Genomic DNA, 12,278 nt, shown 5'->3' with positions numbered 1-12,278 from the left:
TTTATATCGCCTCCATCTGAGCCTGAATCATCTGATAATATACACCTTGTCGTGCCAGCAATTCCTGATGTGTTCCCGTCTCTGCCACTGTACCGCCATCCATGACAATAATCCGATCCATATGTGGCATCCAGTGCAGACGATGGGTAGCCAAAAATACAAGTTTGCCTTCAAACAGCGGCAGCATCGTCTGTTTCAGTTCATACTCTGTTTCCACATCCAGATGAGCTGTCGGTTCATCAAGCAGCAGGATGTTCCGTTGACTAAGCAAGGCTCTTGCCAGAGCCACCCGTTGCTCCTGCCCACCACTAAGCTGTCGGCCGCCAGCCCCAATAGGCTCATGCAACCCAGCGGATAATGAGGTCAGAAGCTTGGTTAATCCAGCTGCGCTAATGGCCTTGGCCACCTCCGCATCCGAAGCCTCCGGCATGTAGAAACGAACGTTATCGGCCAGGCTTCCACTAAAGATATACGGATGCTGTGGGATAGCTGCCGTCTGTCTTCGCCAAGATTCGAGCATATCCGGTGTAACCGGCTGTCCGTTAGCCAGTACTTGACCCGAAGTAGGTAACTGGAAACCAGCCAATACATCAATTAATGTGGACTTGCCTGCTCCGCTGGCGCCAATAACACCGATTTTGCCAAGACCCGTGATCTGAAATGTGACATCCTTTAGCGAATAAGGACCTTCATCATCATGCCGTACCTGTACATCCGTTAGAGCCAATCTGCTATTCTCATTCCAGGAGAACACTGAGGAAGCGGAAGAAACAAGCTCAGGAATAGTAGAAACAGAAGCAGGATCAGGAGCAAGATGTCCCAAAGCCGTTTTATCGTTCAACACGACACGTATGGTCGAAATGCCTGCTTTCCTTTTACCCGAAGATAACGATGATGCAGATCCCGTCCCATCCTCTGCCATGTCCGCGTGCGCAACAACGTTTGCATAAGCTTCTTTCTGTTTCCGTTCAGCAGCTTTCCCCCGTTCAATCACCTGATTAATGGCCGCTCCGGCTTCCTTACCGTCCAATGTGGCATGATAATCAGCGCCGAGCATACGTACAGGCAGGAAATATTCGGGTGCCAGAATCAGTACCGTCAACGCAGGGCCAAGCAGCATATGCCCTTCCGTCAGACGTAATCCCAAACCAACTGCCACGGAAGCAACGGACAGCATGGTGAAGAAATCGAGTGCAAACGAAGAAAGAAAGGCCATACGCAGGGTAGACATCGTTGCTTTCCGATACCGCTGACTGACCCGCAGAATGGACTCTTCGTGTGTTTTGCTTTGTCCCAATGTTTTTAGCGTCTCCAGCCCACGCAAGGTATCAACAAAATGGTTAGCGAGTGCTTTGTAGGATCTGAATTGTCCGTCTATCTTATGCTGAGCTGCGAGACCAATCAGAATCATGAACACGATCAGGATTGGGAGAGTCAGCATCAGAATAACCCCGGACATCAGATCCAGCTTGAACACATACAGCAGAATGACGATTGGTGTGAATCCTATGCCCAGCATGCGAGGAATGAATAGTTCGAGATACGTCTTGTATTGAGCTGTTCCCTCACGTGCCAGTGTAACCAGATGGCCTGTGCCCTCGGTCTTGGCATAACGCGGCCCAAGTCTAAACCACTGCTCCACCATTTGTCTGCGCAGATCAGTCCCTGTCCTCTCCGCATATCGTGATGTCACGAGTTGTAACCAGAAGGATAGAGCGTATCGGGCGGCAAAAGCAGCCAGGAACAGCAGCAGTACCGGGTACTGCTCCGTTACGGATGAACCCTCAAACAATGCCGTGATGGCCTGTGCCAGCCATTTGGCTTGCATAATGATCGTCATCGCCTGTAACAGTACCAGCGCTGATGCCAGCGCGAGTACTGGCCGGATGCCCGGCAGCTTCAGCAGCCCCCGTCCCATATCAGTACTCCAGGTGGTGCTGCTCGTTCAGGCGTTTGCGGAAGATATAATAACTCCAGATCTGATAGCCAAGAACAAACGGCAGCAATGTGCAAGCTACAATGGTCATGACTTTCAAAGAATACGCACCAGATGCTGCATTGTATACGGTCAGGTCATATGCCGCTCCAAAGGAACTCACCATCACTCTTGGGAACAGTCCAATAAATACCGAAGCAAAGGCAATCGCAATGACTGCCCCGGTCATACCAAAAGCCCAGCTTTCACGCTTCTGACGCACGAAGTAAGCCGCAAGTGCAAGCGCGACTGCGCCAAGTACAACCATTATCCAAAGGGCCCAGCCCCGTACGGTGAATACATCGGTCATAAAATACGTCATTAACGCATAAACAGCGAGCAGTGCAGCCAACGGCAGCATCAATTTTTGCGCTGTATTCAAGGCACGCTCTCTGAGTTCCCCGACTGTTCGTAGGGAGGCAAACAGCAATCCATGAACCAGACACAGCAGGGTTACGCTCAAGCCACCAATCACGGTGTACGGATTAACAATATCGAGGAATCCTGCACGCAACTGCATCTCCCCATCAATAGGCAGACCCTTCATGAACGTGGCAAAGACTACGCCGAACAGGAAAGGCAGGAGCGCGCTGGATACCACAATGATGATATCCCATGTTTTGCGCCAGCGCTGCTGTTTCATTTTACTGCGGAATTCGAAGGCAACCCCGCGACCAATCAAGGCGAGTAACACGACCACAAGCGGCAGGTAGAAACCACTGAACATCGTGGCATACCAGTGCGGGAAGGCAGCAAACATCGCTCCCCCTGCTGTAATCAGCCATACTTCATTACCATCCCAGAAGGGACCAATCGAGTTGATCAGGGTCCGGCGTTCGCGGTCCGTTTTGGCAATAATGCCTGTAGACATCCCCACACCAAAATCAAAACCTTCCAAAAAGAAGAAACCGACAAACAACACGGCAATCAGCAAAAACCACAACTCACTTAGTGACAACGGAATAACCTCCATCCACGCCGAACGGATCGGCCGATTCATCGTGATCTTCTGGCTTATCGACCGCAAATGGCCCTGCCTTGATCTCACGTACGAACAGGTATACCATCACGATACCGAGAATCGTATACGCAGCTGTAAAAGCGATGGTCGAGAACAGGATCATGCCTGCGGATACGTTCGGTGAAACCCCGGCCTCGGTGGTCATATAACCAAATACCGTCCATGGCTGTCTTCCAACCTCGGTCATGATCCAACCAGATGTATTGGCGATAAATGGCAGAGAAATAGCAAATACCATCAGACGCATGAACCACTTTCCTGCAACCTCCAGCTTCTTGCGCATAGCCAGAAACGTACCATACAGGGATAACAAAATCATTAAGCCCCCTGCTGCGATCATAATGCGGAAACTCCAGAACGTTGTTCGTACCGGCGGGATGTAATTCCCCGGTCCATACGTCTGCTCATACTCGGCTTGAAGCTCCTTCATGCCTTGGACACTACCGGAGAACTTGCTGTAGGACAGGTAACTGAGCAATCCAGGGATTTTGATCTCACCCGTACTCTCCTGTTTATCCGGATCGATAAAAGCGACCACCGTCCATGGTGCCGGATCTTCTGTCGTTGTCCATGTGCCTTCACTGGCTGCCATCTTCATCGGCTGTGTCTCCACGAGATATTGAGCCTGGAAGTGTCCAGAGAAAGCTACACCAAATGAAGAAACAAGAGCGATAATGATCGCGATATTAAACGATTTGCGGAAGATCTCCACATCCTGCTTCTTCATTAATTTGTAGGCACTGATCCCGGTTACGACGAAAGCCCCTGTCATCAATGCCCCAAAAATCGTATGTGGGAACTCGACGAGCAACTGACCATTCGTGATGAGTGCAAAGAAATCATTCATCTCGGCTCGGCCGTTGTTAATCTCAAACCCGACCGGATGCTGCATAAATGAATTGGCTGCCAGAATCCACAGCGCGGACAGGAATGTGCCGACAAACACCAGCCAGATGCAGGCCAGATGCACTTTTTTGGACAAACGATCCCATCCAAATATCCACAAACCAATAAATGTAGACTCCATAAAAAACGCCAGTAGCGCTTCAATAGCCAGTGGCGCACCGAACACGTCCCCCACAAACCGAGAGTACTCGGACCAGTTCATGCCAAACTGGAACTCTTGCAAAATACCTGTGACTACACCGACGGCAAAGTTAATCAGGAACAGCTTGCCCCAGAACTTCGCCATCGTTTTGTAGATTTCCTTACCCTTAACAACGTACAACGTCTCCATGATTGCAACCAACAGTACAAGACCGATGGATAGCGGGACAAAAAAGAAATGGAAAATCGTTGTAAGTGCATATTGGATACGCGATAACATAATCGGATCCATACCGTTACCCCTTCTTTCTGTTCACTTCGCAGTATGCGTATCTGGCATTGAAGCTGCACCTTCGCTGTCTGTCCGCCAAATACGTTGATGAACGTATTGTGCCAGATTACCTATTTTATACATGTGATAATTATCACAATCTTCGTCTCTAGAGCAAAAAAAAGTGATCCTGGTCACACAAAAGATAAAATTCAGCCTATTATCACAGCTTGCCAACTTCATCTATTCATGGAAGATACTCATGTTTGGGACGGAATGCCCATATGTTAGTCTCAGGCATATCATGCGAAGTACCGTGAGGGCTTTACATATGAAGTGAAAGCATGAAGTACATGCAGAACGAATGACGCGCCATATTACAGTCAAGGTGAGGTGAACTATTCATGGAAAAACCTGCGCCATTACCAGGTGAAGACTCCGAAGTCAGCCTGGATAAGGCCAGTACAATACAGTCCCCGGTCCGATATGTTCTCTTCCCTCGCAAAGGGGGCTGGTCATCCTTTCCCTATCCCGATATTGCTGCACTGCTGTCGATCGAGGGAGATGTCTACTATGTCAGCAGCCTGACAGAAACAGAAGATGTACCTCCGGTCATTACCGTCATCTCCCTCCCTGAGGCCGAGCAGCTATTGCTGGAACCTCGCACCGTAGCCGTAGTCGCCCATCCCTACTGGCTAATGGCTACGGCTTCGCTGGAGCCTGAGCTATGTATTGCCCTGCTCCCTGAGCCTGCTGGAAACGAAGCAGAATCTCCGCTATGGGAGAGTAGTATTTCCAAACTGGTCGGCATCGCCGATCTGGTAGGCACATCCTCCGAAACACGTTATATGAAGCTGTTATTCCAAGGTGCACGCGCTATCTGGCTGGGCGGTGAAGACCCTGCACCTGCAGGTACGATGCAAAAAGATGATCTCGAAGTCCCTCTCCGGGACTACGAACTGTTCTTCCTGCATGCGCTGCGGCAAATCCTGTCAGGCACTCCGGATAGCATCACCCTGCTTCAATGCAGTGTACGTGCCGACTTCTACCGCCAGCTTCGTGCCAAAGCAGGTGCACATGAGACGATATCCTTTTTGCTGGCAGCCTATGAGTACTTGCTTGAAGATCCTCGGGCTATCAATTCACTTCAAGAGGCATTCTCCCATGCGGTCTTGAATGGTCGCAGTGACTGTGTAGTCTCCCACTATAGATTCCTGTCTGCCATTCATGCCCGGGCCGGACAGTTGGAGGACGCCCTGCGGGTGTATGGAATTAGTGCAGCCGATGAACAAGAACGGCATCATTATGAACAGTTATGTCGCTGGCTTGAGGCGGGAGAAGATCAACTTGTACGAGCGGAACTACTGCGTATGAACGAAGATTACGGAAATGCCCTGCGTATCCTTGACGAACTTGGCGGAGAAACCGCGAGACATTGGAAATTCCGCATCTACCAGGAGACTGGACGTGTGGGAGAGGCACTGGCTCTGGTGCATGCAGTCGATATTCAGGATGATGCCAGTCGCCGGGACTATCAGCAATTATCCGGCAGTGCGCTGGCACTGCGAGGGGAACGACACGGGGCAGTCCGACATTTCCTTGAGACAGCACTGGAGGATGAAGATGCGCTGGCCCGGATTGTGGAGCTGGAGCTGTTGGATCATGCTGTACAGCAATTGCTTGGGGAGGTGCCATGATGCTGGACCCGAAGAAGCGTAGACAACAGTTGAATGGGCCAATGGTGCACAGGGATATCCGAACCGAAACCACTTACACGCCAACGAAAACAGTCGATCGAGCACATACAGATGCATTGGGAAATGGCGATCACCCCCCGGATCATACACAACAAACACAGAACATCCGAAGCCAAGTGCATCACTGGGGTGACACACAAGGTCAGGAAGAACAGAATGCTGCTATGACACAAGAGGAAACATGTGTATTCAAAGAGCCCTTCTCCATTCGTCGGGTTCGCAAAAGCAAAGGCAACAAGCTCACCGCCATGCTCCAGGTTCGCAATGAGCGTGGCCGATACCTGGAAGAAGTATTGCATGATCTGAGTGAGTTCGTGGATGAAATCGTGATTGTGGACGATGCCAGCACAGACGGAACCCCGGACATATGCAAAGCCTATCCAAAGGTAGTCCGTCTGGAGGTATTGGAGAAACCGCTGTTCGCCGAGGAATGGCGGCTTCGCAACACCTTATGGCAAGCGGCGGCGGGAACACGTCCCGACTGGTTGCTCTCGGTTGATGCGGATGAGCTGTACAGCTCAGAGGCCAAGAAAGCCATACGCACGCTGATTAATCAGGAGTACGCAGACTGGTTTGCATTCCGTTTCTACGACATGTGGGGGGGCCGGACCCACTACCGGGAAGATGATCTCTGGTGTCTGCACAAACGGCATACTGCTTCACTTGTACGGTATATGCCTGGATATCCTTATTTTTATCCACAACAGAATCATCATGTTCCCCGTCTTCCCTTGTCCTGCACCGTGTTGCCTGGAGTCAGTACGGAACTGAAGGTTCAGCATCTCGGCTGGGCAGGCAGTCTGGAGGACCGGGTTCGTAAATATTTGCGTTACAAACGTATTGATCCGAGCGGTGAGTGGGGCAATCTTGCACATTACGAGTCTATTCTCGATCCGGAACCTCGGCTGATTCCCTGGAAGGAGGGACCGTGAGATGGGCGTGGTGAGTATTCTGACGCATAGTTTCACCGACGGGTACAACCGGGAATTCGGTCGTGTATTTAGGGGTGGACTGGAGCGCTATATTCTGGATCTGTGCAGTGTCATCCGCGGACTCGGGCATATTCCCGAGGTTCATCAGCTCTCTTATTTTGAAGCATTCCAGACTCGGACGGAGCAGATTGACGTATTTGGTTATTCGTACGACATGGATAATGTACCGGAAGCCTTTGACCGGATGGCAGCCGCAGCGCGCGGCCCAGTGATCTATGCCAGCTGTCTGTGGCAACCCATCACCTACAAACCCGGCAGTCTTGGCATCTGTCACGGCATTAACTGGGATCGTCCCGGGCTGCCATTGGAGACCAAACAACAAGTGGCGGAACATATTCAACTGGCTCTGGATGGACTCGTGCGCATTGTATCGGTGGATTCCCATTTCCAGACCTTTTGCCGGGCTGCGTGCACCTATACCGATTCAAGGAAGGTTGTCCTGATTCCCAACGCAGTGGATACGTCCTATTTCACACCAGCCCCGCCAACACGGACCTTCGAGCAGAAACAGGAAGACGAATGGCTTGTCGCATGGAAGAATGATCTGGCGAGTCATGGAGAAAATGTTGGTGCAGTTATATCAGGGGTGCAAGCTGTAGAAGGCAAGGATAGCGATCAAGAACCAGAGGGGAAAGAAACGGTAGATTTCCATTTGAATTTATCAAAACTGGAAACAGCCGAGGTAAATGGCGAAACGTATAGGGTTGCTCGTAACCTCCGAAATGCAACGGATTGGGCAACAGATGTTCTAGCAGAAGCAGATGCTGAATATCAGGATAATGTTCCGATTCAGGGACAGGTTGAACAGAAAACTATGGATGTCCGGATGACCTATCCCCGCCCAATTCGCATTATATATCCGCGTCGAATCAGCATGGAACGGGGCATTATTCCAATGATGCTTGCAACAGATAAGCTGCTGGGGGCTTTTCCGGATCTGGAGATTGAATTTGCCGGGGAACTGGTTGAAGGAAGTACGGTCGGGAGAGCCTTTCGTTATTGGCATCGTACTCATCCACATGCGGAGCGAATTAACCAGCGCACGTATGATTTCCGGGATATTCGTGAGGCCTACCATCAGGCAGATATCGCCGTAATTCCAACATTATTCTCGGAGGGTACCTCCTATGCCTGTCTGGAAGCAATGAGCTGTGGACTTCCGGTGATTGCCTCCAATGTCGGCGGATTGAATGATCTCATTCAGGATGGTTTTAACGGGCTTTTGGTACCTCCCGGCGAGCAGGAACTGACCGCTGCTCTGGTTCGTCTCGTACAGGATCGGGCCGAGCGTGAACGACTGGGAATCTATGCGCGCGAGACTGCACTGTCGTATGATCTTGCCAGGTGGCGGAGCCGGTGGAGCACGGTGTTGGAATCATTTTTGGCAGAGACAGGATTAAAGGAGGGAATTCGGGGATGATGGATACGCCCAAGGCACCGGAATTCATGGAATCAAGATACATTAGGCAAAGTGACCCTAAAACGGACACATTGGTCTTCCCCCTGCATCCGGCATGGTGGAGCCGTCCCTACGAATATGAATGGGCCCGGCGGTTTGCACGTTCAGACGATGTGGTCCTTGATGCAGCCTGCGGCATCTCCCATCCGTTCAAATTCTGGCTTGCAGAGAACTGCCGCGAGGTTCACGCCTGTGACTGGGATGAACGTATTTTGTCTGAAGAGGCGATAAGACTGGATATTGTTTCTGATTTTGGCGAGCAGGCCGCCCAGGATCTGCCGGAATCAACTCTCGTCCGATTGCACCGTGCAAAGGCTAATTTGGCACAGCTTCCGTACGAGTCGGGTAAGTTTGATCGGGTGTTCTGTATCTCTGTACTGGAGCATCTGGATACAGGCACGATGCTGCGGGCGTTTCGTGAATTCGCTCGGGTGCTGAAACCAAACGGACAGTTAATCGCTACCTTTGATGTACCCGAGATGCGGCCGGATCTGCTGGAGACGATCATGGCTGTCACCGGATTAACCATTGAAGATAAGCTGAATGTGGTAGAGCCAGACGATGCCATCTGGTCTGACATGTACGGCACGCCGATCCGCTGTTTTCGAGCGGTGATATGCAAAGGTTGAGACGAATTGGGTTGCTTTGAGTTAAGTGCAGAGTGGAAAGGAGCGCGTGAACCGTGCGCTCCGGGGCGGGCACTTCGTCCGCATGGGGCTGCTGTACGCCGTCCGGCATGCCGCATAGCGCAAGCAGCCCGCAGTGTTCCGCAGAAGGAAGGCGCTGCGGGCAACGCCAGCACGCCACGAGGCGACAGGGCTTGCAGCAGGTCCTTTTCTATCCAATGAATCTGGAAGATATGTCGTTCCTCCAGATCAGGCTATCAATCTGACTGTTAGCGGATCACTTTCAGTTGGAGGACTAATGGCCTCCACTGCTTATTTTGCTTGGTGGGAAGTATAATTCGTTCAACGATGTATAACAAATGCAACGTGCAAACAACCGCCTTCGAATGAATATCGGAAGCGGCTGTTCGTTTTATAGTAGATGCAATGATGATAAAAAATGTTGTCCGGACAAGGCTGTCAGACCGATTCCTGCGGAATGGTCTCTTTTGCTTCAGACACGAGAGGCTGCTTCCCCTCCCACAAGATTCGTTGCAGCAGTATGCCGGCAAGACCAATCACCAGCGTAGCGAGACCGATATATTGAAAGGTGGGGCTCGGCCCTGCGGCTCGAATGAGTGCTCCGCCTGCAAGTGGAGCTACGACAAGTACAACACTGGATAGTGAATTTTGAATGCCAAAGACGCGCCCTACATAGGCAGGAGGGGTTTCCTTTTGCAGCAAATAATTCAGTGTTACCATAAAGAGTCCATTACCAAGCCCAATGCAGAGACCCCAGATAATGACCCAAATTTCAGGTGTTTGTGGGCCGATCCACCCCAGCGCAGCGATTCCGGCACCCACGAACAGATATCCTCCACCCAGTCCCCACCCATACCCAATTCTCGGCAAGCGATTTAACAACAAAATGATGATGACTGCCCCGGCTCCTGCCGACGACCCCAACCAGCCGAGCAGTGATTCATTACCTGGCTTGATCTCCCGAAACAGGGTAGTAAACTGATAATCAATCATGAGAATGGCCATGAGTCCAAAACAGCCGAACAAAATCGTACTCAGCACGGTGCGACTGCTCTGTATAAAACGCCAGCCTTGCTTCCACTGGGAGAACAAAGATTCCGATCCATCCTTTTCACTAGCAGCACTTCCGTCTGATTCAACGGACTCCGACTTCTCCACCAAACGCCGCAAGGGCCATAATACCGCACCTGACAACAGGCGGGTACAGGCATTAATGACAATACATATTTGTGGTGAAAAGAAGGCCAAAATGACTGCACCCAGAAGCGGTCCCGCCACTTTCGAACACTGGCTCACAAAACCGTTTAGGGACGATGCCTGAAACAGATGCTCCTCTGCCACCACCTGACGGGTTAACGCCTGCTGAGCTGGAACGTGGAACACTCCCATCATGGCACGCAGAGCGAGCAGTGGAAGCAACCATGCCGGGCTTGGTGCGAATAAAATAGCAACGGTTAATCCCACGGTGATTACATCACACAAAATCATGATTTTCACTTTGTGCAGTCGATCAGCCAGAGCACCTGCAAAGGAGCCAAGCAGTATACCCGGGACAGCCATACATACAGGAATAAGTGCAATAATCAGCGGATCAGCACCCCAACGGTAGGCCACCATCACCTGGATGGCGAGTGCATCGAACCAATCTCCAAACGTAGCCAGCGAGTATGCGATAAACATGCGGACAAACCGGAGGTTAGTCCATAAGCTTTTGGAAGATTGCGCAGATGAGGCGGGCGATTCGGTGGATTCATTGGATGTGGATTCAGTTGAAATGACGGTCATACATGTACTTCCTCCCTTGATTACAGCCGTTAGCGGTCTGTATGTTCCTTGGCTGTAATCATAAAGAAGTTATATCAGAGGAAGATCAGAGGATGGGGAGGTAGGAGATAAAAAGTTACGTACTTCATCTACAATTTGTTGTCCATATAAGGGAACACCGTAACTTTTGCCGATCTCAGCATACACTTGACGATACTTACTCCGAAGTCTGCCTTCAATTCGATGATGACCCAGGAATAGGAGAATCTGATATGCTGCATTCAGATACAGCGGTGCGTTCAGTGACATTTTCAATACATCCAGACCGTCATCCATTCTTAACTCTGCCTCACGAATTCGTCCCTGCCGAAGTAACCATAATCCTTCCATCACCTGAAAACGTCCGATCTCTCGCAGATAGGGTGCATCCTTTAATCCTGACCGCAGAACTGCCATCTGGGCCTCAACAGCTTCACCGCTGCCACCCCACAGTTCCACATACAACGCTGCAAGTGCTACAGGCAGTCTGAAATTCTTGAGCTCGTCAGTCTCTATTACACGATACGTTTCCTCCAGTTGTGCTTTGGCCCGTTGATATTGGCCCACCTCTACATAGACTTCAATGATGTTCAGAATGCGGAGTTCGCGAAGCTGATCAGCAGACAATGCCGATGAATTCAGCGCCTGTTCATACAACTGAATACTATCCGCCGGCTCGATCAGGGGGTGCACGAAAATCAGTAGCCAATATAGTCGCTCCTCAAAGGGAATTTCTTTCGTTGTAATCAGCCATTCCAGATCTCCCTGTATAAAACGGATATACAACTGATAATACGGCACAATCTGAATGCCGAGTGCTTCCTGCTGTTGAACCAGGGTCTGTATGGCGTTTCCCTGCCCAAACAAGTGATATTTACGAAGTAATCCGTGAATGACTTCCTGCATTTCCGGGTCCTGAGCAGAGGGGCTAGCGGGTAGAGCGGACTTGTTCTCATGTACAGCAAGCCGATATCCATAGCCCCTTACTGTATCCAGACGTATCTCATCCCAACGTTTCAGCTTCTTGCGCAGGCGATAGATATGATCGTCCACGGTGCGTTCAACCGGATATTCCAGTGGCCATACCCGATCCAGCAGTTGGCTGCGGGTGAAGGCTTTTTCCTTGTTTTCATATAAAAAATGAAAAAGTGCAAATTCCTTCGCCAGCAGGCGAATGGAATCCGTACGCCGGGTTACGGTGTATGTCCCTTCATCCAATTGTAAAGACATGCCTGGTTCCTCCTATGTATTCTTCTCATCGTGTTTTCAACATACCACAAAAACCCTTTGCGAGAACGCAAAAGGT

10 protein-coding genes are annotated in these 12,278 nt (G+C 50.7%); 5 read left to right on the top strand and 5 right to left on the bottom strand.

What is annotated here, in order from left to right:
- Window position 1: 1 nt before the first annotated feature.
- From cydD to J2X75_RS19615, 3 genes are read right to left on the bottom strand one after another with little or no spacing between them, the layout of a single operon-like run.
- Window positions 2–1,918 carry a thiol reductant ABC exporter subunit CydD gene (cydD, locus tag J2X75_RS19625; RefSeq protein WP_310339302.1) on the bottom strand — a complete coding sequence of 639 codons (1,917 nt, stop codon included), beginning with the start codon at window positions 1,916–1,918 and terminating at the stop codon, window positions 2–4.
- Window position 1,919: 1 nt separating this feature from the next.
- Window positions 1,920–2,975, bottom strand: coding sequence for a cytochrome d ubiquinol oxidase subunit II (gene cydB, locus J2X75_RS19620; RefSeq protein WP_310339300.1), 1,056 nt, complete (start codon window positions 2,973–2,975; stop codon window positions 1,920–1,922).
- On the bottom strand, window positions 2,920–4,335 hold the full coding sequence (locus J2X75_RS19615; protein ID WP_310339297.1) for a cytochrome ubiquinol oxidase subunit I: 1,416 nt from the start codon (window positions 4,333–4,335) through the stop codon (window positions 2,920–2,922). Before J2X75_RS19615 ends, cydB begins: the two co-directional genes overlap by 56 nt.
- 383 nt (window positions 4,336–4,718) lie before the next feature.
- Between J2X75_RS19615 and J2X75_RS19610 the strand changes: the two genes are divergently transcribed.
- The 5 genes from J2X75_RS19610 to J2X75_RS19590 all read left to right on the top strand — a co-directional run bounded on the left by J2X75_RS19610 (window position 4,719) and on the right by J2X75_RS19590 (window position 9,485).
- Window positions 4,719–6,011 carry a tetratricopeptide repeat protein gene (locus tag J2X75_RS19610; protein ID WP_310339294.1) on the top strand — a complete coding sequence of 431 codons (1,293 nt, stop codon included), beginning with the start codon at window positions 4,719–4,721 and terminating at the stop codon, window positions 6,009–6,011.
- Window positions 6,008–7,003: a glycosyltransferase gene (locus tag J2X75_RS19605; protein ID WP_310339291.1), complete on the top strand. Its 996-nt coding sequence runs from the start codon at window positions 6,008–6,010 to the stop codon at window positions 7,001–7,003. The genes J2X75_RS19610 and J2X75_RS19605 overlap by 4 nt, the downstream gene beginning before the upstream one ends.
- Before the next feature lies 1 nt (window position 7,004).
- Window positions 7,005–8,483 (top strand): glycosyltransferase family 4 protein, encoded by a 1,479-nt coding sequence (locus tag J2X75_RS19600; RefSeq protein WP_310339288.1) that lies wholly within the window; start codon window positions 7,005–7,007, stop codon window positions 8,481–8,483.
- Window positions 8,480–9,151 carry a class I SAM-dependent methyltransferase gene (locus J2X75_RS19595; protein WP_310339285.1) on the top strand — a complete coding sequence of 224 codons (672 nt, stop codon included), beginning with the start codon at window positions 8,480–8,482 and terminating at the stop codon, window positions 9,149–9,151. The genes J2X75_RS19600 and J2X75_RS19595 overlap by 4 nt, the downstream gene beginning before the upstream one ends.
- A gap of 133 nt (window positions 9,152–9,284) precedes the next feature.
- Window positions 9,285–9,485, top strand: coding sequence for a hypothetical protein (locus J2X75_RS19590; RefSeq protein ID WP_307541435.1), 201 nt, complete (start codon window positions 9,285–9,287; stop codon window positions 9,483–9,485).
- 122 nt (window positions 9,486–9,607) lie between these two features.
- Here J2X75_RS19590 and J2X75_RS19585 read toward each other — a convergent pair whose 3' ends face one another.
- Together J2X75_RS19585 and J2X75_RS19580 are read right to left on the bottom strand one after the other, a co-directional pair.
- The gene (locus J2X75_RS19585) at window positions 9,608–10,849 is read right to left on the bottom strand and encodes an MFS transporter (RefSeq protein ID WP_397384001.1); all 1,242 of its coding nucleotides are present in this window, start codon (window positions 10,847–10,849) and stop codon (window positions 9,608–9,610) included.
- Between the two features lie 174 nt (window positions 10,850–11,023).
- Window positions 11,024–12,202 (bottom strand): winged helix-turn-helix domain-containing protein, encoded by a 1,179-nt coding sequence (locus J2X75_RS19580; protein ID WP_310339280.1) that lies wholly within the window; start codon window positions 12,200–12,202, stop codon window positions 11,024–11,026.
- Window positions 12,203–12,278: the final 76 nt, after the last annotated feature.

The organism is Paenibacillus sp. 2003, from assembly GCF_031455635.1.
GTDB lineage: Bacteria > Bacillota > Bacilli > Paenibacillales > Paenibacillaceae > Paenibacillus > Paenibacillus amylolyticus_B.
The sequence above is the reverse complement of the archived record's forward strand: the minus strand, read 5'-3'. Positions and strand labels throughout refer to the sequence as shown.